General features: G+C 45.1%; 17 protein-coding genes. 12 read left to right on the top strand and 5 right to left on the bottom strand.

Annotated elements, in window-relative coordinates; translation table 11 throughout:
- Position 1: 1 nt before the first annotated feature.
- Entirely contained in the window at positions 2 to 1,681 is a 1,680-nt protein-coding gene (gene ilvD, locus WC959_01150) for a dihydroxy-acid dehydratase (GenBank protein MFA5687750.1), read from the top strand.
- Positions 1,682 to 1,725: 44 nt separating this feature from the next.
- Here ilvD and WC959_01145 read toward each other — a convergent pair whose 3' ends face one another.
- The 5 genes from WC959_01145 to WC959_01125 all read right to left on the bottom strand — a co-directional run bounded on the left by WC959_01145 (position 1,726) and on the right by WC959_01125 (position 10,480).
- A complete protein-coding gene (locus WC959_01145) occupies positions 1,726 to 3,801 on the bottom strand; it encodes a 3'-5' exonuclease (GenBank protein MFA5687749.1) in 2,076 nt (691 codons plus the stop codon).
- 16 nt (positions 3,802 to 3,817) lie between these two features.
- Positions 3,818 to 5,281: a DNA methyltransferase gene (locus tag WC959_01140; GenBank protein ID MFA5687748.1), complete on the bottom strand. Its 1,464-nt coding sequence runs from the start codon at positions 5,279 to 5,281 to the stop codon at positions 3,818 to 3,820.
- A 38-nt stretch (positions 5,282 to 5,319) separates the two neighbouring features.
- The gene (locus WC959_01135; GenBank protein ID MFA5687747.1) at positions 5,320 to 6,546 is read right to left on the bottom strand and encodes a DNA methyltransferase; all 1,227 of its coding nucleotides are present in this window, start codon (positions 6,544 to 6,546) and stop codon (positions 5,320 to 5,322) included.
- Positions 6,547 to 6,594: 48 nt separating this feature from the next.
- Positions 6,595 to 7,245: an NYN domain-containing protein gene (locus WC959_01130; protein MFA5687746.1), complete on the bottom strand. Its 651-nt coding sequence runs from the start codon at positions 7,243 to 7,245 to the stop codon at positions 6,595 to 6,597.
- A 169-nt stretch (positions 7,246 to 7,414) separates the two neighbouring features.
- A complete protein-coding gene (locus tag WC959_01125; protein MFA5687745.1) occupies positions 7,415 to 10,480 on the bottom strand; it encodes a DEAD/DEAH box helicase family protein in 3,066 nt (1,021 codons plus the stop codon).
- 395 nt (positions 10,481 to 10,875) lie between these two features.
- Here WC959_01125 and WC959_01120 point away from each other — a divergent pair, with 395 nt between their 5' ends.
- The 11 genes from WC959_01120 to WC959_01070 all read left to right on the top strand — a co-directional run bounded on the left by WC959_01120 (position 10,876) and on the right by WC959_01070 (position 22,683).
- Complete coding sequence (locus tag WC959_01120; protein ID MFA5687744.1) at positions 10,876 to 12,444, top strand: tyrosine-type recombinase/integrase; 1,569 nt, start codon at positions 10,876 to 10,878, stop codon at positions 12,442 to 12,444.
- A complete protein-coding gene (locus WC959_01115) occupies positions 12,441 to 13,286 on the top strand; it encodes a hypothetical protein (protein ID MFA5687743.1) in 846 nt (281 codons plus the stop codon). The genes WC959_01120 and WC959_01115 overlap by 4 nt, the downstream gene beginning before the upstream one ends.
- Before the next feature lie 105 nt (positions 13,287 to 13,391).
- Complete coding sequence (locus tag WC959_01110; GenBank protein ID MFA5687742.1) at positions 13,392 to 13,697, top strand: helix-turn-helix domain-containing protein; 306 nt, start codon at positions 13,392 to 13,394, stop codon at positions 13,695 to 13,697.
- Positions 13,690 to 14,016, top strand: coding sequence for a hypothetical protein (locus WC959_01105; protein ID MFA5687741.1), 327 nt, complete (start codon positions 13,690 to 13,692; stop codon positions 14,014 to 14,016). The genes WC959_01110 and WC959_01105 overlap by 8 nt, the downstream gene beginning before the upstream one ends.
- Entirely contained in the window at positions 13,994 to 15,205 is a 1,212-nt protein-coding gene (locus WC959_01100) for a hypothetical protein (protein ID MFA5687740.1), read from the top strand. Before WC959_01105 ends, WC959_01100 begins: the two co-directional genes overlap by 23 nt.
- Positions 15,206 to 15,347: 142 nt before the next feature.
- The gene (locus WC959_01095; protein MFA5687739.1) at positions 15,348 to 16,700 is read left to right on the top strand and encodes a hypothetical protein; all 1,353 of its coding nucleotides are present in this window, start codon (positions 15,348 to 15,350) and stop codon (positions 16,698 to 16,700) included.
- Positions 16,701 to 16,751: 51 nt separating this feature from the next.
- Positions 16,752 to 20,042 (top strand): hypothetical protein, encoded by a 3,291-nt coding sequence (locus tag WC959_01090; GenBank protein MFA5687738.1) that lies wholly within the window; start codon positions 16,752 to 16,754, stop codon positions 20,040 to 20,042.
- A gap of 485 nt (positions 20,043 to 20,527) precedes the next feature.
- Entirely contained in the window at positions 20,528 to 20,749 is a 222-nt protein-coding gene (locus tag WC959_01085; protein MFA5687737.1) for a hypothetical protein, read from the top strand.
- Positions 20,750 to 20,751: 2 nt separating this feature from the next.
- Complete coding sequence (locus WC959_01080; protein ID MFA5687736.1) at positions 20,752 to 20,979, top strand: hypothetical protein; 228 nt, start codon at positions 20,752 to 20,754, stop codon at positions 20,977 to 20,979.
- Between the two features lie 128 nt (positions 20,980 to 21,107).
- Positions 21,108 to 21,932, top strand: a complete 825-nt coding sequence (locus WC959_01075; protein ID MFA5687735.1) for a tetratricopeptide repeat protein — start codon at positions 21,108 to 21,110, stop codon at positions 21,930 to 21,932.
- Complete coding sequence (locus tag WC959_01070; protein MFA5687734.1) at positions 21,895 to 22,683, top strand: tetratricopeptide repeat protein; 789 nt, start codon at positions 21,895 to 21,897, stop codon at positions 22,681 to 22,683. Before WC959_01075 ends, WC959_01070 begins: the two co-directional genes overlap by 38 nt.
- Positions 22,684 to 23,284 lie beyond the last annotated feature (601 nt).

The following is a 23,284-nucleotide window of genomic DNA, read 5'->3' as shown; positions in this document are numbered from 1 at the left end:
AATGAATAGTGACAAAGTTAAAGCCGGCGCCGAACGCGCACCGCACCGCGGACTGATGCGCGCGACCGGCATGACGGATGAGGATTTCAAAAAGCCGCTGATTGCTGTGTGCAACTCCTTTAATGAGATTATTCCAGGTCACGTACATCTGAATGTTGTCGGCCGTCTGATTTGCAACGCAATCCGCGCTGCCGGCGGTGTGCCGCGCGAATTTAACGTGATCGGCGTTTGCGACGGTATTGCGATGGGACACGAAGGCATGAAATATTCTCTGCCGAGCCGCGAAATTATTGCCGACAGCGTTGAAACAATGATCACAACACACGCCTTCGATGCAATGATCTGCATTCCGAACTGCGATAAAATCGTGCCGGGCATGCTTATGGGCGCAGCGCGGTGTAATGTTCCAACTATTTTTGCGAGCGGCGGGCCGATGGCCGCCGGACACTTGAAAGACGGCAGACCGATTGATTTAATCAGCATCTTTGAGGGCGTCGCACAATTTACCGCCGGTAAAATTACCGAAAACGAACTGCGCGAAATGGAATGCAATGCGTGTCCGTCCGCCGGTTCCTGTTCCGGCATGTTCACTGCCAATTCAATGAACTGCCTGTGTGAAGCCATCGGAATGGCTCTGCCGGGCAACGGCACCATTCTCGCCACAGCGCCGGAGCGCAAAACGCTTTGGGAAACGGCGGCGAAACGCGCCGTCGAAATGGCGCTGACCGGCGGACCGAAGCCGCGCGATATCATCACGGTGGAATCCATCGACAATGCGTTTGTACTCGATATGGCCATGGGCGGCAGCTCAAATACCGTCCTGCACACACTTGCCATCGCGAACGAGGCCGGAGTGGATTATGACCTGGACCGTATCGACCGGATTTCAAAAAAGACGCCGAATATTTGTAAAGTATCGCCGTCGTCGAACTATCACATCGAAGACGTACACGCTGCCGGCGGCATCAGTGCCATTCTGGCCGAGATCAATAAAATTGGTGGTCTGCTTAATCTGAACCGCCCGACCGTCACCGGCAAAACGCTCGGCGAAAATATTTGCGGCGCGCGCAGTCTGGATGAACAGTGCATTCACACGGTCGAAAATGCCTACAGCCGGGAGGGCGGACTTGCCATTCTGCGCGGCAACCTCGCTGAAGGCGGCGCCGTTGTAAAAAGTGCCGGTGTTGACCCGAAAATGCTTGTGCACAGAGGACCGGCGGTCATTTTTGAATCACAGGAAGAAGCATGCGAAGGAGTCCTTGCCGGAAAAGTCAAAGCCGGCGATGTCGTCGTCGTTCGTTATGAAGGACCCAAAGGCGGTCCGGGCATGCAGGAGATGCTCGCACCGACCAGCTATATTATGGGTCAGGGGCTCGGCGATAAAGTTGCACTCATCACCGACGGACGTTTTTCCGGCGGCACGCGCGGCGCGTGCATCGGTCATATTTCGCCGGAAGCCGCCGAAGGCGGTCCCATCGGATTGCTTCAAGAAGGAGATATGATCGAAATTGATATTCCGAACCGCAAACTCGCCGTTGCGCTGTCCGATGAGGAGCTCGCCGCGCGCCGGAAAAACTGGAAAAAACCGGCCCCGCGTTACGCCACCGGCTGGCTCGCACGCTATGCGGCAATGGCCACCAACGCCGCCAGTGGCGGCGTACTCCGCGTGCCGCAGGCGTAAGAATTTTTCACCCCGGACACCGAATTTGCAGACAGGAACACCGATTAAATCTGCAGATCGTCTAAAAACTCTGAAACCGGATCAACGCCGGTGATAAGCAGCCGGTCTCTGGCGCGAGTACAGGCAACATACAGCAGGTGCCGTTCAGTATTATACACTTCTTCTAAATCACTGGTGTCGGCGGCCGTCTCAATTCGTGCCTGCAGCGGGACGACTTCATCATCACAAGCCATAATTGCAACTGCGCGGAATTCCAGCCCTTTTGCCAGCGGCATTGTGCACACGACAATACATTCTTCAGCATCCTCAATGCTTGTGCTCAATTGAATTGATTGTACTCCAACAGATTGGATTGCGTGCTCCGCTCTCTCGAGCTGTGCTTCGGAACGCACAATAATTCCAATTTCGGCAGGCCGGAAGCCCTCTTCAATGAGCGTTCTGATCCAGCCGGCCACAGCAGCAGATTCCTCCTGTTCTGAATTGTATGTATGGATTTGCGGATTCGGCCCGTTGAAGACGGAAACAGTTCCTTTACGTGACTCAACATTTCCGTCGACGTCACTCAACTCCTGCGGCAGCAGCCGGTCGGCCTGCCGGCGAATCTGATGTGATGTGCGATAGTTAACTCTCAACACAGCCGAACGTCCCCGCACATCAATCCCCAGTGATTTCCAAGAAAACGGCTGCCGAAAGATGCGCTGCCCGAGATCGCCGGCGAAGAAAAGGCTGTCCGGCCGGTTACCGCCCAGCGCTGCAAGAAACCGCAACTCCGGAACACCGATATCCTGGGCCTCATCAACCACCGCGAATTCGAACGGCGGATAATTTCCGGCGGTTATGCCGGCGGCGACCTTCGTGAACACATCGGCGCGAGTCAGAAGAGAGCGGCGTTCTAATTCCGCGCGAACCTGTTCAAACAGATCCCACAACTGCTTGCGCCGGGCTTCAGGCAGGCGTGTTCTCCGGCCGAGGCGCTGCACATCGCGATACTCTTCCCAGTTTTTAAGCTGCCATGCATCCACGACATGAATCCACTCATCCCACAGAAAATTCAAAGAAAACCCTGTTTCGGGAATATTGCGAACAGCCTCCGCCAGCAGCGCCTTAATCTGCTCATCCGGCGCCAGTTTAATTTTTCCGAACCGCGCCCGTCCGATACGCAGCGCAATGCTGTCCAGCGAGAGCACCTCCAGCCGCTCGGCGAGCATCGGCTGATGAAAAATCAACCGGTGCAGGCGCCGGCGCAAGGCTGCCGCCAGCGGATCGGAAAAGGTGGTTAAAAGAACCCGCGCATCAGGATATTTCCGGGCCAGCCAAACTGCGCGATGCAGCGCAACAATAGTTTTCCCGGTTCCGGCGGAACCCGCGACCCGGGCAGGTCCGCTGAATTCGCGCTCCACAAGCTGCCGTTGTGAAGGATGTAAAAAAATGGTCCACTTTTCCCAGGGGAACTCCAGCGCACGTTCAAGCTCTTCCACGTTCGACATGACGCGGAACCGGCGCCGGGCATCCGGATGTTCGAACGGATCGACACCATCAGCCGCTACCGGCGCAATCTGCGGAGTTCCTCCGGTGGCCAGCTCCAGCAGCGCCTCGGCCGCTTCGCCGGGGAGTTTTTCCGCCAGAAACAGCACCTCGTCCTCTGTAGCGCGCATGACCTCGTCGAGCCACTCCTCCGGCACGCCATAAGCAAGCAGTGCATCGCGTGAAATATCGGCAGACAGCACCGGTGTTTGAGCGGCGACCGGCTGTTCGGCTTCAACATAGTGCGGGATTTCTATCTCTTTTACCGTCTCACGGATCTCAACAATCTGTGCCGCGCCGGTTTTGGGATGAACTTCCAGCTTACGCCGCACCGCCCATTCGTATGCTTGATCATGATGATCCACATAACAAAGCATCAAGCTGCTGCCCGTTTTGTGAACGATCAGCCGAAGGTCCATATTGACACTCACCGACCAGAAATTTTTATCTTTCGCGCCGTCCAGTTTATGCCACCGCAATCCCGGCTGCGCCGGATTGATCTGCAGGTCAAACGCCGTTGTTTTCACGGCCTTCTGTTCATCGCCGGTCAGCCTTGCGAGGCTGTCAGTAAATGTATCTGCGAGAAGAAAGTTCATGTACTCTCTGTGAACATTATACCCTAAACACCTTCATCACCTCATCGCCGAGGTGGTTGATCACTTTAACGGCGATGCGGCCGCCGGCAGGTTTATCGAACGGCCGGGAAACGGCGCAGTTGAGCGTATCCCACGCATCCGTATTGATCTCCGCTTTCAGCGTTGTTTTTAAGGCTTTATACGGATCGTTCTGTCCAAGGAAATATGCGTGCCGGACAAAAAAGCTCTCTTCATTATAATCGGTGTCGATAAACCAGCAGGCGATGCCTTCCGGCCCATCACTGCGGATTTCGCCGGTATTGGGATGGAACACATCCACGCCCTTCACCTCGATTTCAATCTGTCCGTTTTCTGCATGGCGGATTTCAATATCCGGCTCGCCAAAGATAACGAACAGATTTCCTTTCCCGGTGTTTTTCAGGTCGGCCGACATGTGCAGATCGGCATTCATCCGGGCCTTTAAAACAGGGATTGCGCCGAGTTTATCAAAATCGGTGGTGCGCGCCTCAAAGTTGAATGCACAGGCAATTAACACATCGAACCCGGATTCGGCGGCCTCGCGGGCCGCCGCCACCAGATCAGGCCGGGACACCGTTCCAAATTCCGGTCCGATTAAAATCCCGGCCCGCCGCGACCTGCCGTTTTCCTTATTCCCTTCCGTATACGTCCCGACGGCACAGATATAATGCCCCGGCCACCCTTCGAGAGAGATAAAATTAATTTTATCCGCTTTGCGCGCCTGCTGAACACCGGCAGTCCGCAGATTATCGAGAATCATCGATGCAAAATCCTGCCCGTATGCCGACGCACTTTCGGCAACAACATCGAGCGGATTATCATCTTCGTCCACACCCAGCACACGGTGCGGCGAGAGACTTTCCACCGTAAAAGGGCCCGCCACACGCACCTTTTTATTATCCGCATAAGGCTTATCGTATAAATATTCATAGTCGGCCTTGGCCGCGATGGACTTATCAATCTCCTTTTGCCGGTCGATGCGAAACGCCCACCAGTCGGTATGGAGTTTTTTGACGGACGCCGGCCATTTATCATCCGCTGCGCGGGGAATTTCCCACTCCTGCCACTCGGTCTTGAGTGCGGTGTTAAGCTGTTCGCGGAGGGGTTCGAGACGCTGCTGATACTCATCATAAATCACATCAATCTCCGCGTTATTCGCAATGGATTTCAGCGTAATATGCGGTACACGCTCATAAACAAATCCATGGCGGATATTCCCGTAAGTGGGTTGAGTGGACGGAACAGTTCGAGTCACCTCGCCTTCTTTTTGCTGTCCTTCCGGACTGTCTGCGAGCAGATAAAACGGATAACGCGCACCCATGATGCGCGCGCGGGCCAGTGCAAGGGCGACGCGAGAGGTGTCGATGGTAATCCAGCGGCGTCCCCATTGTTCAGCAACGTACGCAGTGGTGCCGGAGCCGCAGGTCGGGTCGAGCACAAGGTCGCCGGGGTCGGTGGTCATGAGAAGACAGCGTTGGATAATAGTTAATCCCGTTTGGACTACATATATTTTATCTCCTCCAAATTGGTTCTGTCCGAGCGTGTCAGTCCAAGCGGATAATTTGCTTTCCAGTGGTTTGTGCCCCCAGGTTCATACGGTTTTCCTTCAAATTCAAAAATTTGTTTTTCTTTTGCGATCCCTTGAGATGTTACATTGTCGAGTGCATGCACTCGACAATGTTGTGAAATGTTACATCGGCGAGAATAATCAAATGTTATTTCATATTTTTTTTCAAAATCTGAAATCGAACATCTTTCGCCAAATTCATTTTCAATTCGAGAATATGCAGAACTTCCTTCACCGCCAAATTCTTTTAACCGAAGAAGCATTCGGTATTTTATGAACTCTTTTTTCTTTGCATACCAAATAATATAATCTCCAGCTCGGCTAAGCGTAGATGCTTCAAAACTGCTTGTTGTCGAATAGCTAATTATACTAACAAAATCATCTTCCCCAAACACCTCATCCATTACCGCTCTAACTCGGTGTACATTTTCATCGCCGATCTGAACGAAGATGGAGCCGGAGTCGGTCAATAGATCGCGGGCGACGGTGAGGCGGTCGCGGAGGTAGCTCAAATAACTGTGAATGCCGTCGCGCCAAGTGTCACGGAAGGCTTTGACCTGTTCCGGTTCGCGGGTGATGTGGTCGACCTTGCCGTCCTTGACGTCGCGGCTGGTGGTAGACCACTGAAAGTTGGAGTTGAATTTAATGCCGTAAGGTGGATCGAAGTAGATGCACTGCACTTTGCCGCGCAGGCTTTCGCGTTCGGCGAGACTGGCCATGACCTGAAGGGAGTCGCCCAGAATCATGCGGTTGCTCCAGTTTTGGTCGTGCTGATAAAATTCGGTTTTTTCCGCTCCCTCCGGAATGCCGTTAAAATCGGAAAACATATCCAGCTGTTCTGTATCGTTCGCCAGCCGGTCACTGTCGCCGGTCATTTTGCGCAGATCGTCGATCAGCACTTTCGGGTGTATTTTTTCCTGAATGTAAAGCGGCGGTGCCGGGACGATAAAGTCGGACCAGTCCCGGATGTCTTTATCCCGCCAGACAAGCTGCGGGTCGAGGTCGCGATTGCGGCGTTCATAGGCCACCCGCAACGGATCGGCCTGCTCTTTTTCAACCATGGCCTGATATTCGGCGGTGGGAATATTTTTCCGTTTGTCATCCGGATAACTCAATGTTTCCACTTTTTTCTTTGCCGGTGCTTTTTTTCTTCCCGCCATTGCGTTCTCCCAAAACTTTATTTCAACCCGAAAAATTCCCCGCGATTATCATTTCCACCGATCCGGACAATGAATAATTCCTTTTGGAGTTTTTATTTGATCTGAGAATTTCGATTTTTCCAACTGTCCCCAGGTAATTCCTTTTTTGTAAAATGAGGCGGCATGCCGTAATCCAGCGCTTTTCCGTTCTTTCCGGCAATCCGAGCCGGAAAGCCGCTGCGGATTCAATACGCCGATCGGTTTTTTTAATTCCTCCCGAACCATTTTAATCGGGGTTACAAGGTCAGAATCCCCGGAAACTACAATGGCACAATCATAAACATCGCAAAAACCGTCCATCAAAAGATGTGACTCGATATTTACATCAGATCCTTTTTCTTCTGTTTTATATACTTTTATCGTTTTCGGCGGAGGCTTTACGACATTGGCCTTAATCGTGGTGGTTAAAAAATGTTCTGTATAAATGTTAAAATTAGGGAGTGTTTCCAGTGCACGCCAATAAACCTGCTGCCTTAATGACTGCTTAGGATTATCGGGAAGATCCGAAACTTCAGCAGCAAAGTATTTTATGACCGCAATTTGATTTTTAGGGAATAAACGCTGAAACAATGCCTGAAAATTTAACCAGCGAAGCGGAGTCCCTTTCACTGCGCTGTAATAAAAATTAAATCCATCAATATAGAACGCTGTTCTTTTCATTTAAAATGCCTTCCTGCCAGGACAAGCATGCCAGAAAATGCAAAGGCCGCACCAAACGGCGCGGCCTCGCGCCCCGGGGCCGAAGCCCACGAGGGGGATGTGCGCGAAATATATCCCCGCTTTACCGCGGCAGTCAAGCGCTGAATCTGACCGTTTTTTTCCACCGCTCTCATGATTTTTCTGCACTCTTTATGACATTGTCGACCATCAGCTCAAATTGTTGTTCCACCTGAGCGGCAAAATCGGACTGGATTTCGTATACATCGGTAAATTCCGCGAACGCCCAGCGTCCATACTGTTCAAGATGGTTAACTCCCGGAATCCAGTAGGTTTCCATAGTAATGGCTTTGTCTTTGGCGTCTTCCCCGCGATACCCTTTGATTTCAACAATCAGATTAAGGGGATCTTCCGCTCCGCGCCCGTCGTCGATATGGACAATAAAATCCGGACGATACCGACGGGTTTCAGATCCGTATTTATACGGGACTTCCAGTCCAAGTCCGTGATTTTTAACGTATGCAATGACCCGCGGATGTGTTTCGGCAACGCGACAAAATTCTCCCTCCCAATCGCTGTCCAGAACAACCCAGTTTATGTGGCATTTCCGGGAATCTGTTTCCCAGCGGTGTTTTTTCGATGTGCTGAAATTAACATGCGCTGTAGAACCCGCTGGATTATACGGGTCCAGTACCGCTTTGACAGGATGCTTGTCCATCATGTCGCTGGTAATCGCCGCAGTAATGCGTTCGCACGTCATATCCGCCAGTTCCTGATACATGAGCTGGGCAGGATATGTTCCTCCTTTGCAGTGCAAACAGGTTTCCAGCCACTCTTTGGTAATGCGCTTCAACTGTCCGAACAGGTGCAGTTTCGGTTCTTCACCGGGATCGCGCCATTTTGTGTAGAGCAGGCGTTGCGTGAGATTGAACAGCAGGGTTGATTTCCGCATGTCTTTTGTATGCTCCAGCGTCATATCAACACCTTCACCGATAATACCTTCATTCCGGCTAATCGCCGGGCCGATTAAGGCAGGTGTCAGTTCCAGAATTGAGTCCGGTGAAAATCTGGCGGTTAACCGTTCTTCCGGCAGTTCTACGCGATACCCGACAACACGCGGGAAACGTATTTCGAGTGCATCGCGCTCCGGACGGATTGCTTTCACCTGAATGGTTTCGCGCGGCGGTTGCGGAGGTGCAGGAACAGGTTTCGCGGTGAAATCAAACGGTATGCCGAAAACATCGGCGTATTCGACATTAAACAGGCCTTCATCGTTGAGTTCATACGACTGCCGGCGCAAGGCGCGGCCGATGACCTGCTCACAGAGCAGTTGTGTTCCGAAGGCGCGCACGCCCAGCACATGCGTGACTGTATTACAATCCCACCCCTCAGTTAACATGGATACAGAGACAACGCATCGAACCGGTTCTCCGAGAGTACCTTCTTTCCCAACGGTATTCATTACTTCGCGCAGAAGTTCCTGCTCGGAAATATTTTCCGCGGTCTGCCGGTTTCCGGTGCGTTCAATGATTTCACGCTTGAACCGCTCAATCTCATCTTTGGCGGCGGCCGAGAAATTTTTATCGAGCGCTTCGCCGGATTCCAGCTGTGCGCTGTCGATTAACAATGTGCGCGGACGAGCCAGCGGGTTTCCGTGTTCGTCATAATTGCGGAATAATTCCAGCCGTCCATTTTCTAAACTTTTTGAGCCATCTTCATTTTCACGTTCAAACCCGGAGATAAAATCATACACAAGTTTTGAAATCGCGGTGTTCTGGCAAACCACGATGAAACAGGGGGGAACCCGAATGCCGGCGTTCTGCCACAGTTCAAAGGTTTGCTTATAATGTCCGTAGAGCGCTTCCAGCGCTGTTTGAAGTTTGGATGGAATTGAAAGGGGATCAAAATTGGATGCGCCCCGGGCAGTCTTTGGCAGATCTTTTCCGATATGTTCCCATAGATTACGATAAACCGGTTCATCTTCGCCTGGAATATTATCTGCCACTGGAACGCGCGGTAATTTTACAATTCCGCATTCAATGGCATCCATTAAAGAAAAATCACTCATGGTCCAGGGAAATAAAGTCCCCTCGGCATAACCGGATCCGCGCAGGAAAAACGGCGTAGCGGACAAATCAATTACCTGAGAAACACCCACTTGACGTTGCGCCGCTTCAAGGCCGGAAATCCAAAGCCGGGCCGCTTCCTTGTTAGATTCCGCTTCCCGCTTATCTTCTCCGGCTAAATCTCCTTCATCGTTCCCGGCCGGTTTTTCGCGGTAACAGTGGTGAGCTTCATCATTCAGCACGAGAAGATTTTTCATCCCCATTAATTCCGGCATAACCCGCTGAAGCATTTGCCCTTCGGACTCGAGTGTATTGAGCTGCACGCCAAGGCGTCCTTCTAAAAGCGCGCGTCCGCCGGCCGAGAGTTCAATTCGTTCCTTTAATTTAAAGGCGTGATAGTTTGTAATGACCACTTTTGCGCGTTCCAGATCAGGAAGCATTTCCTGCGGAACCAGTTCCCGGTTTTTATAATAACTGTCAGGATCATGCGGCAGCAGAACCCGCAATCGGTCACGAATTGTAATTCCCGGCGCGACAATTAAAAAACCGCGACTGAATCGCTTACTTCCCGGGCGCCGGACCGCATTGATTGTCTGCCAGGCAATAATCATGGCCATCACAGTGGTTTTTCCCGCGCCCGTGGCCAGTTTGAGTGCCAATCGCATCAGATCAGACCCTGAATCGCGGTTGACCGCGGTTAAATGTTCCAGAAAATCCTGACCGGTTTTCCCCATCTGAGGGGCAACTTCCGTTAGCCAAATCAGGGTTTCAACCGCTTCAATCTGACAAAAAAACGGTTTGATTCCCGCAAACGGATAAGTGCGCCAATGGTAAAGAAGCCTCGCAGTTTCCGGAGTGACTTTCCACTGTGTTGAATCAGGAATCTGACGCCATTGATTTACATGATGACGAAGCCGGTTGATGGTATCCGCCACCTGGTATTGCTGGTCTTCAGATGACAGCCCTGTGCCTTCATCGAAAACCATAAGCTTCTGAGCTGCGGCTTCTTTACGTTTGCGGGCCTTAGGAATCGGAGTAACAAAATCAACATTGCGCCGCTTGTTAAGAATTTTCTGCGTGGGCTGTCCGTCTTTATCCAGTTCCCAGTGGCGGGCAGGATATTCATACGGCGAGTTTAAAGCCGGATGTTCAAAAAAAGTTTCCAATGCCATATTGCCTCGTATAACAAGATAAAGAAATCATAGTAGAATTTAAATTTCATTGAAAGCACAGGATACGAACACTTTTATAAGCCCGGCAGACGATGCTTCATGGCGTAATGATCACTTGAATCATCTGTTTACTGTTTAGGTCCAAGCTCTGATGAGATACGTACCAATAAAAACAGGGTTAAGATGGCTGTCTTAACCCCGAGAATGTGGCGAGGATGACGGGACTCGAACACGCACCCCCAGCGTGATAGGCTGATTGCGAACTAATATATTATTGATATTTTAAGTTAAATTTTAAAAAAGTTTCCGCTTTGTTTCCAAAAATAGCTTGTCTTGACGTTTTTAATATCCTATAGCCTCACTCGGAATCACAGGGATCAAAAACGAGGGCTGGTATGAGCTTAGTAATGCGGAAAACGTCTAAATGGTGGTACGCCCGTTATAAAATTGATGGGAAAGAATTCGTAAAAAACCTGCATGTTGAAATCAGAGGCGCGCGCCCAAAGGATTTATCAGAAAAAGGCAGTGTGTATTTCGAAAATTCACGTGGAGAGGCGCAACAGGCGTTTGATCGCCTTATGGCAGAAGTCCATTCCGGTAAAAGCGAAACCCAGCTGGTAGAGGCGGTTTATGAAGCCCGCGCTGGAAAGAAGCTCAACCGGCACACCATTGATGAATTCCCTGCCCTCTGGCTCAATAAGCCCCGCCGCCGGTCTTTATCATCAGAACACCAGAAACAAACTCTCGCAAAGCTGAATAGTTTTGTAGCCTATATCAAAGAGCATTATCCAAAAGTTCTCCGTGTCGATCAGCTTCGAACAGAACATGTTTCCGCATTTCTTGATACATTAGAGCAAAAAGGCGTAACTGCCGAGACGTGGAATAAATATCTTGTCCCCATAAAAACCGCATTACGTCGTGCCGGAGTCCCCGCCGCCCGTGAAATATTGTCAAAAGAAGTTGAAACTGTTTATCGGCAACCATTTACCGTAGAAGAATTAAATGCTGTTTTAGAGGCAGCACAATCAGATCCGCTGATTTACTCTCTGGCAATAACTGCCGCATGTACCGCCATGCGTCGGAAAGATTGCTGTTTTCTAAAATGGGAATCCATTGATCTGAATGCCGGATTTATTACTGTAAAAACCAGCAAAACAGGCGAAGTTGTAGATATCCCAATGGCAAATATGCTCGAGGCAGAAATCCGAAACCAAAAGCGGCGAAAATCTGAATATGTCTTCCCCGATGCCAAAGCATTGTATGAAACAAACCCAACGGCATTAACTCATCGCTTTAAAGCCGTGTTGAAAAAAGCTGGATTCGACGACGGTGAAGATTTGCCAACAAATGAATATAAAACTGACGATTGCACTCCCGAAGAAATCAGAAAAGCTGCAACTGAAGTATTCCACGGGGAAAAACTTAATTATGCTCTCGCGCTGCTGGATGCCTATCTCGCTGGGAATTGTATAAGAACCAGCGCAAAAGCCGCCGGAATCAGCATTAGTACCGCGTCTTTATATCTCAATAAGCTAGAAACCCATTTAGAAAAGGCGTTCATTCGTGGGAAGATCAGGGTGGTAAAAACTAAAGAGATCGCCAAACCCACTCGAGGACGCATGTACGAAGAGCGCGAGACTGGCATATTGAGAGCATCGATTAGGGATTTTCACAGCCTTAGAACAACATTCGTCACGATTGCGCTTATGCGCGGACTGCCCTTAGACGTTGTGCGCAAAATTACAGGCCATCGCACCGTCGAACTCGTTACTAAGCACTATTTCCGGCCAGAGCGTCAGCAATTGCGAGAAGCCATGCAAAAGACCCTGCCGGATATCCTTAATAGCAGCTCTGATACAAAATCGCCGACGGAAGAGGCGTTAGAACTCATGAAAACACTGAATGGCAACAACTGGAAAACCGTAAAAGGGAAAGTCATTGCAATTTTGGAGGCAAAAAAATGAGCGATTTCCCAAGACTAGAAGAAGCGATAGAAAAAAGAGTTGTTAATATAATTATAAACTTTAGAAAACACATAAAAAGTAGTTCTGAATGTGCTCCGATTTTTGATGAATTGTTAAATCCAAAAAGCGAATATTTATGCTACACATTTCCAGAAGTACAGGAATTTGAACAATATCAAAAGTTGGATGCTGTCGATTCATTTTTTGACCAAAAATATAAAGAGTATTTAGAAAAATTCCCTATAAAATACCATTTTATCACTCATAAATTGCAACCGTTTGATACTTCATTGTGTATTTCGTCGAAGGACTTTATTCTCATCCGATTAGCGCTTAATTTTCCACAAGCATGGTCTTGGGATTTATATAAAGGGAAAAAAGGAAAAGATAAAATTAGCTGGGCTATGGATCAGTATATTTTATTATTAGATTATCTTAAATTTTGGGATTATTTTTGCCAAGGAACGACTTTACTAACTAAAAAAAATGATTCTTACACTATACGCAATATTGAAGACGCTTTTCTTCAATTTTTATCTATTCTAACCGCTAACAAGACCGCTGCATTTTGGGGCATACAACGTCGGCCAGAAAATCCAACAGAAAAAAAAATCCTCACCGCTGCGTTTAAAAAAGACCCTCATAGAAAAAAATCTGCTTTTTCTTTAGCGAAAGAACTGGAAGAAGACTTCAAAATTAAAAGAAAAACTACTGTAAAAACCCTGAAAGATGGATCATTGTTAAAAAAAGACACATCGTTTCGTCCTTCGGGATTAAAATTTGGGAATATTTATGACGTTTTAAGGAAAAAATATAAGGAATACGAGAATTCAGAACTCTGAGAATACTGAACCTGTTTTTATAAAAATCTACATGTTTTTATAAAAAAAATGCTTATTGATGTTCTCCGATAACGCGGGAAATCCCGCAGAAATTGGAGGACGATCATGAAGAATGTAGAGATACCATCACCCATCAGCACCGCTGTAATTGCGATGCTTTCCCCGTACACCCCGGGGCTTACACCGGAGAAACTGGAACACTCCCTTACGTTTGCTCCAGAAAACCCGTCTGACAAACTGCTTACTCGCAAAGAAGCAGCATCTACCTTGCGCGTTTCGCTCCCAACTATTGACCGGATGTTTAAAGACGGTCAATTACATCGGGTTTTCATCAGGGGGCGTGTGTTCATCCGCGATTCCGAAGTTAAAAGCCTCATCAAAGAATCAGTTCGAGGAGAAGCTCATGAATAATCGTTCTGAAAAAAGCACAGGTAACGCGCACGTTTTTGACGCTAAACAGCAGAAAATGCTTCAACAGGTATCAGAAGACTTCCCGAGCAAATTAAATCATTTTCGCAAGGCTTATGAGGGCTCTTTACGGTCGGCAATAATTGCAAAATGTCTTGAGTGTGTCTGGGGGTCAACTGCTGCCATTCGTGAATGTACGGCAACGGGATGCCCGTTATATGCTCAGCGTCCTTATCAGATAGCTCGCAGTTCCAACTCTGAAAAAGCCAATGCGCTTAGCGCAGAAGCAGAGGTTTCCAATGAACAAAATTTCATGGATTGATGTACGGAAATTATTATGGGATGACGACGAGCCTGTTTTGATCGCTAATGATGTAAAACAAACTCGTCCGATAAGGCCCGCTAGTGAAATAACGGTTCAACCTACGGAACAATATTGTTGTGGAAACAGTTTCCTGCAGGGTAGCTCCCGCCGAAAAGACAATATTCTGCAACACCATACATGGGTGATTGAGCATGATGGAATGCCATTGGAGGAGCAGCGCCAATTCTGGAATACATCTGATCTCCCTCACTCTTTACGGGTTTGCAGTGGCAATAAAAGTATTCACACCGTCATTCGAACGGAAGAATCTCCTTCAAAGGAAGAATGGCGCCGCATTGCATCCGATCTTAAATTAATATTCTCGCGAGCTGACGGGAAAGTATTGACAGATTGCGCCCGCCTTTTCCGCTTGCCGGGGGGTGTAAGGTCTGGCGGAACAGTACAAAAAATCGAGTACATAAATACGCGAATTCCATTAAAAACATTAACCGATTGGATCTTCAGTCAAGATGTCATAAAGAATAAAGAGACAAAGGAATATAGAGATGAAGAAATAAAGAAAAATGATTTTTCTTCATCCTTTATGGATCAAACCAAAGTTATTGCGAGCATGACACAGGCTCAGGAGCAGTATAGGAAACAGCACCCCGCCCGATTTAAACTTTATAATCAATTGGTAGCATCTCGGTTCAAGGCGGAACCAGGAAAACGTAATGAACAACTGATTGGAATAGTGACGTTTTTATATGATGCTGTTTCGAAAGAGGTAGCCTTTGAATTTTGCTCTCTTTTTTACAAAACCAATGCTTTGGCTTTTTGTGATCCACTTGAGCAGCATATGTCCGAAGCCAAAAGTCACTGGGAACGATTGGAAACAGATTATCAGTCTAAGCTAAATCCGCACGAAGTCGCCTTTTACAAAGCGATTCCGCGGCAGGAAAAAGAGTTTTTTCGTATTTGTCGCAGCCTTGCTTATGGAAATACAAATCAAGAAATGGTTTTCAATATCCCTATGACACATTTTGGACAGCGGTTGGCACTCGATGGCACTCAGATTTCACGCATGATTGATCGGTTTATGATGTATGGATTACTTGAGCGTGTAAAAAAGGGAACGCAAACTAAACAAGATTCAAGTGGAAAGATGATCAAAGGAAAGGCAGGTGTTTATCGATGGCTCGGCTGATTTTCGAATTAAGTTTAATACATTTTTTTATGAATTTAGATTCGATCTTGATAATCCAAATGATCTAAATAAATATTACTATATAGAATAACAGACTCAAATTTTTTCTACATTATGCACATGAAAAGAATAAGGTGCGTGTATGAATGGCTCCATAGTACCAGCATATGATTTTTTCTCTAATCCGAATGAGATATTGCTTAAAGAAGCGCCCGTTTCGCTTCAGGTTGCAAACAACACATATTCAGGATCGGGAGCTGCTAAATTAACAATGCTTCCTCGTCCCAATATCTATCTCTATGGATCGTTTGAAAACGTTGATTCTGCAGAGAATTTTAAGATTTATTTTGACCTCGAAGAAAAAATTATTTTTTCCTTTGATGGGCAGAATATTGATGGGCTACATGTTGGAGGAGGAGGAGACGTTCCCAAGAAAATTCTTTCGATCAAGTGGTGTCCACGATCTATTCCTATTGTCGGCGTTGGAAATAATGTAACAGCTATTAATAACGCGGTATTCCATCTGTTCAATTTCCCGAATTTTTACAGTTCAAAATTTTCATACGAAGAAAATGATACGACTCGACTCCTTATTAATCATTTAACTCTGATATACAATGACTGGGAAAGTGAAATACAATCACTTATTTCAACCAGTGAGAGTATAAATTTAATAAAGGATGAAGGCGGATATCGGTTAACTCACATTGGACGAATTCAAAAATCAAACAATACGTCATTTTCTGGAGAAGAGTTGGATGAGTTTTTATTCACTCTTCGACTTTTTCTTTCTTTAGCGGCAGGAGGATGGCGCGACCCTGTTTGTACCGTTGGATATGGAATGCAAGGAGATAAAGTATGGGAACAATGGTCATGCCCGACAGAGCAACGATATTATTTCCCGCATTGGTTTGATAGATTTCATCCTGAGCAATTAGAGGCATTGTTCCCTCTTTTCATGAGAAAATGGCATAATGATGGATGGGGTGAAACATTGCGTGAAGTGATTTACTGGTATTTAAAAGCAAATGCTTCTTATCAAGGAATTGATGCCGGAATTATTCTCACCCAGGCTGCCATGGAATTGCTTGCATACCAGCTTGCGGTTAAAGAGAAGCGTTTGATTTCCGCGAGAGGGTTTAAAAAATTATATGCTTCTGATAAATTCCGTATGTTGTTCTCTTCTTTAGGAATTTCATTAGATATACCTGCAGAAACATCAAACTTACGATGTACTGCTGACAATATGAAATGGATTGATGCACCTCATGCTTTAACCGAGATGAGAAATTCTTTAATCCATCCAGAACACGACGATTTTGATGTGATAAAAAACGCTTTGCACGATGCGTGGAATTTAGGTCTGTGGTATCTTGAAATGGGAATACTGGCTGTGTGTGAATACAATGGGAAATACAGTAACAGGTTAAAAACGGGATGGGAAGGACAGCTTGATGATGTCCCATGGATAAAAACACCTGATGTTAAATCATGAATTTAGTTTTAATATCTAAACATTCAGTCAAATGAACAAATGGGATTTCACATGAATGAGAAAATTTCCTCGGCAAAAGAATCAGAAAATTCAAGTTTCAGATTCAGGCGTGATGAGGATATAGAGTTTTATGAGCTTTTAAAAAAACTTATTGGCACTGGTACCGCACAACTGTTCCGTGACGCGTGCTATCTTATAAATTTGGATGACGAAGTTTTCCCTGAACACAAGATATACCTCATTGGACATTTGCTTAGAGAACTTGATAGTTCCATCTTCGGCATCATCAAACCAATTGCAAAAGAAAATTCTAGCTCTGATGCTGACGAAAATTCCGGCGGTGATCAACAAGCACGCAGTAAAGCACAGATGATAGATGCGATATTGGATTTATTGAAGTGTGAAGATAAGCAGTTGTCAAAACGGCTAAAAAAAATTTCGTTTCAAGGCATCGCCCATCGAGATGGATTATCGCCAGCTAAAAAAATAAATGATGAACTAATAGAGACCTTTGAAACCTTTGTTTCGATATATCGAGATCTTCTTCTTCTTTGTGAAAAATCTTTTCAATTCTGGCATAAAAAAGTAGATCAATTGCTGAAGGCACAGCATTGTCCAAAAGATCTAAAATCCGTAGTTCCGAGAAATGAAGCTTTGATACGATATTTATTTGATCGTCTTGATAAGCCGGAATGGTTTACCGGATTGAGAAAATCCGGTTTTTTGGAGATAGATGAAGCTTCCGATGGCGTCAAGTGGTCACAGACACAATATTTAATTCGAATTGCGGACAAACTCCCAACCGAAATTTTGGATTTTATGTTAGCGACAGAAACAGACGACTCGCATTTACTTTGTTATTTTACAGAAGCTGGAATAAATATGCCTAAAGAACAGTGTGAAGAATGGGCAAATTATCTTTCAAAAAAAATCCAATCACAACCGTTTCTTCGTGATATCTCTCTCGTTTCAAAAACAAAAAAATTATTGCTTCGTCTGATTGACTTTCAGTCAGAGTCAGAACTTATTTTTGACTTTTTATCTGTGGTTTTAAAAAATCTAAGCTCTTTGGATGATGATAATGATTACTCACGAACCGGGTATTATGAATATCGTGATTTTTTAAAATCCATTTTATCAAAAATTTCTGAACATGATAAAATTAGGTTAGCGGAGCTTTTAGCTGCTGAATTAGATCGATTCATTTCAGAAAAATGGCCTCGTGCAACAAAAGAAGATGATTTATCTACACATTGGTTGCCTGCTATTGAAGACCACGATCAAAATGATGATTATTATATTGAAGGTTCTGTTGTCATTGCCTTGAGGGATGTTTTAGAAAGTTCAATTAAACAAGGTACTTCTTTACAATCATGGTTAGATTGGCTGAAAGAAAGAAACAGCTTAGTATATGTTCGCCTGTCAATTCATCTTGTGCGTTTATTTGGATCAAATGATGACATCTTGTTATGTGCAAGTAATCGAGCCTTCTTTGAAGATGCAAATGTTATCCATGAATATTTGCTACTTTTGCGGAAAGGTTTTTCTTTTTTTGATCAAAGAAGTAAAGAGAAAATTCTCAGCTGGATTGACGAAATTCCTGAAGATTCCGAAGTTCCTGAACAATTCCGAAAAGATTATCAAAACTGGCAGCAATATCGTCGGCTACGGTTTTTAAAAGATTACTTAAATGATGTCTGGCGAGAAAAAATTAGTCAATTGAATAGAGAAGAGGATGAGGATGAGGCTTTAGATCGTTTAAGTTTTGATAATTGGACTGGAAGCGGATTTGTAGCAGAGAAATCACCTATATCAAGTGATGAAATACAACGGATGCCGGTGGAAAAATTAATGACATATCTTTCTGAATATACCCCCTCGGCAAAACATTTACACTGGACAACCGAACGAGGCTTAAAAAAAGCAATTACGGTCGCGATATCTGAAAATCCAGAAAAATATGCAAATAAAATCGATGTCTTAAAAAAGAGAGATGTAAATCCGGCGTTTATTAGCGGAATATCTGAGGCAATAATTGGATCTATGACAGAATTTCTGTCTGAAAATAATATTTTAGGATGGATTATTTGGTGCATGCAGCTGTCCTCGTGGGAAAGAGAATATGATGGGGAACAATATAAAAAACAGTATGGAGAGGTTAAACGAGATCTCTTGAGATATTTAAGAAGTAGAATTCATTCTGATGCAAAAAATCCGATTCCTTTTATTTTTCGAAAAGATATTTTTAGTATTATCCAGCTGGCATTAACGGATGTTGATCCATCTGTAGAGTCAACATGGGATAATCCTCATAATATTGCAATTAATTCTGTCCGAGGATGTGCGATGGAATTAGCGATTAGTTACGGCCTTTGGGTTAAGCGTGAAAGTGATCCTGATTCTCTTCTTGGATTTTCCTGCCTACCAGAGCTTCAGCAATTGCTAGATGAGAGATTGAATCAAGACATTGAACCGTCTCCGGCAATACGAAGTTGCTATGGGTTCTTTCTTCCGAATATCTGGTGGATGGATAAAAAATGGGTTAAAGAAAATTTGACGAAAATTTTCCCTGAAGAAGAGATTGCATCCGTTTTCTTTGATGCCGTCTGGGAAACTTATTTTCGCTATGGCGATCCATTTTTTGATCTATACGATGATTTAAAATTAATTTATCAACGAGCACTTTCGTTCCCAGAAATTAAAGAACCCGAAAAAGATAATGGTAATGCTCGTCGCGGTTGGGTGGTACGCTTTTGTCACCATCTTGTTTTATTTTATACATGGGGAAAAATAGACGTAAGTGAAACGGATATACTCTGTCAATTTATGCACGAAGCCGATCCCTCTTATCAGGTTATTGTGTTGGAGTATATGGGACGAATACTTGATAAAAATAAAGATTTGCAAGCGGAGAGTGTAGAGCGATTTAAACTTTTTCATGAATGGTGGGAAAAAGAAATTGCCCCTGTTTCACCAAAAGGCTGGGATGCTGAGAGCACATGGTTTATTTCAGAGTATTTTGATAAGAAATGGAAATTGGAAAAGCTTGTTTCTGCGAGTAAGCATACGACGTTTTCTTATCAGAATGACGAAGTCCTAAACCATCTCATTGAATATTTTAACAATTTTCCTAGAGAGGTCATGGAGACCGTCGCCAACTACATCAACCAACAACTTCGTCGACCTCAGCAATGGGCACTTGAAAGTAAAAACGCCTTACCGGAAATTCTAAAACTGGGACATCATCATGAAGACGAATTCGTAAAAGAAACAGCAGATACGCTGTTGGGGAAATTGATCGCTGCTGGGTTTTTAAAATACCGAGCTATCGTAGAAAAATGATTTTTTGTGTTATTAAATCTTAATTGAGTTTTATTTTTGTTAGATGTATTTTAGGAAGATCAAGAGGAGTTTTTATAATTTAGTTAATAAAATAATTTAGCATCATAAGTTTTAGTCGTTTCACCGAAACCGCCAGTTTCACGACACATGAACGAATAATACAGAGGATGCGCCAAATCGGGCGCACCTCCAGTGTTATGTTCATGTGTGGGCTCTGGCGGGCCTCGGTGGAGCATAGCCGGGGGTGTCGCCTCTTCTCTAAGAAGTGCCTCTTCCGGTTTGTGAAACAACAACACAGGAGAGGAACATGCAGAAAAAAAGAAATCAGGGGTTATTACACGTCTCAATTGCCATTTCAATTGCTTCGACATTTTTAAGCCTGCAAGCCTCCATATTTATTCAGATAATACCTAAGGGTATACCGATTTATTGGGAATCTTTTTGGAGCTGAATTCTTATCACGGATAAACAAATAGGAGGTAAAAGTGGGAACAGTATTAGCTGTTATTTTAATTGGAGCGCTGATCGCCGGCATAATTTCCTTGCTGAGCTCGCAGGAAAGTAAACCGAAAGATCGGATGAAAGAAGCCGCCAATGTTGCCGCTGCTGGCGGACTAGCAACTGCCGGATGCATGGTTCAGTGCATTATATGGGCTATCCCGATAGTTATTGGTATTATTTTATTGGGATTAATATTCGGAGGATAATTATGGGACTTGCAAGTTTTTTTCTCGGATTCTATCGGTGGGATGCGATGAGCACTTCAAAATTAGTTACGATGAGGAACAAAATAGACAAAATATCCATCGATACTATTTGGGTTGCATCTGAAAAAGATAAAGATGCAATGTGTGATGCACTGATTCGCATCGATGCGGTGTTAAAATCACGGGGAGTGGTACTTCCCGAGGCAAATCATGGGGGATTCTTTCCCTAATTTTGGTAAACCATACAATTAAATGCTAGAGCCTGCTGAATTTAGTAATCTTAGTCGTATGAATAAGGATTACTTTATCCCGCGGGATAAAGTACAGCTAGAGTACGTTAAAAATAAAGGACACGGTAATGAAGGAAAAATATTTAATATGGATCATTATTTTTTTAAAACTGACAGTGTTTTCGGCCATTAATATGACTTTCGAAGAACACCTGGAAGAGGCGAAAAAGGGAAATTCTTATTCACAGTGGTGGACTGGTTATGCATATGAAAACGGGCTGGGAGTAGAAAAAAATTATAAAGAGGCTTTTTTGTGGTACCGGCAAGCAGCTGAATCTGGGAAAAACCACCCTGCCGTAAGGATGTTTTACGATCGTCTTGGAGTATGCTATGAGGAAGGCATTGGAGTCCCTCAGAGCCTAAAGGAGGCCGCAAAATGGTATACATTATCTGCCGAGAAAGGGAGTACGGCTGCGCAGCTTAAATTGTCTAGTATGTATTTCCAAGGGGCCGGGGTTCCGAAAGATAATGAAAAAGGGCAGAAATACCTCTGGATGGCAGCGGCTGGGCAACACCCAAATTCAGACCCGAGGGCTACTGCAGTAGCACAAAGGATTTTAGGACTTAAGCATTACTTTGGAGAAAATGGATTTTTACAAGATTATAAGTTTGCGGCTGTCTGTTTTTGGAAGGCAATGAAGTCGGGGGATGTAGATGCTTGTGCTTTATTGGCAATGTGTTATGGGTCAGGAAATGGTGTCTCTAAAGATATGGCGCTGGCATATGTGTTTTCAAATATAGCTCTTTCAGTCAAACTTGAAAATGAATCAGCAAGAGAGCCACTGGAAGAACTTCGCTCGGATTTCATGCAGGAATTGACTCCAGCGCAAATTTCGGCGGCACAAGAAGTGGCGCGTGACTATCGCAAAAAATATTTTTCCGAGTCGCCGTGAAATTTTGGATTTAAAGGTGAAAACAAGCCCATACAAAACTGCTGAAGAGCAATATCAGCTTGGGAAACGCTATCTCGCTGGAGAAGTTGTTCCTCCAGATGAGTTGCAATTAGAGTATATTAAGCGACGCACTGATTATGGGGCAAAAATATCACAATCATTTAATAAGGCAGCATTTAGTTGTTTTCAACAGGCAGCTGAGTTAGGGCATACAAAAGCTCAAGAAGAGTTGGCGCGATGTTATTTGCTTGGACGCGGATGCCGAAAAAACATTAAAAAGTTTAAAACATGGTGTCTCCGTGCTGCAAAAGCCGGAGATGCTGATGCGCAAACATCACTTGCCTTATACTATGAGGATATTAAAACCGGCGAAGCTAATGCAAAAAAATGGTACCAAAGCGCCATAGATCAGGGGCACGACTGGGCATGCTATTTTTTCGCGCAATGGTTTTTAGATGAAGAAAAATACACTGCCGAAGCAGTTGAACTTATCCGTTTAGCAGCAGAACGAAAGCTGTGGCTTGCTCACTCAATACTAGGGAAATGCTATGCAGTTGGCGAGGGTGTTGAGCGTAATCTCGTCGAGGCATATGCGTGGCTGTCTCTGGCAATGCTTTCAGATTACAATGAAGAAAAACCGGAATTTGATAAAATCATCCTTGAGATGAATCAGGAAGAGCTTAAACAGGCAAAACTTCTTACTTCTCGCTACACCGAACTATTTTTTGAAAAGCTTGATGAGTGTCAATAAAGGCAGCGCATGGATGGTTGCTGTCAACGGTCAAAAATTTAATAACTAGGTTATCCAGCTTTTGGAATATTTATTCTGCGAAAATCCGTATCTTTAGAAATTTGTCCTTCGGCGATTTTTGAGCTGCCTCTCGCGCACGCGCGTTTATCGCGCGCGTTAAGAATTATATTTTAATAATAATATATATAACATGTCTGTAGCCTATGCCGTGGGATGGAAAATGGGAATATTAGAGCATTTCCATGTATGTTATCGAGGGTCAGCCGTTACTCTGAAATTGACAATTAAATACTCTGCAATAACTGGAATTTTTATTCCAGATCACTGTTAACCGGGTTAACATTCTTTTTTCAGTTCACACAAATGTGCAGAGACAGAGATATATAAAGAGTACCTATCGTAAAGTTGGTATCATGGGGTTGATTATGGGTCGAGTCCTATGGGAAAAAGGATGCTTTTTTCTACGGCGTCATGAGTTTATCCGCTTACGGGCGTGGCGGCGCCCTCCAGCAAATAAATTCTCATCACGCCTCGTTTCTGCGTAAAGCAACATCGAGTGAAAGAGAGATTTAATACATCAATGCTTGCGACAGCTTCACGC

This window comes from Kiritimatiellales bacterium, assembly GCA_041656295.1.
Lineage (GTDB): Bacteria > Verrucomicrobiota > Kiritimatiellia > Kiritimatiellales > Tichowtungiaceae > Tichowtungia.
Note: the sequence above shows the minus strand (reverse complement) of the source record. Positions and strands in the feature narration are given on the sequence as shown.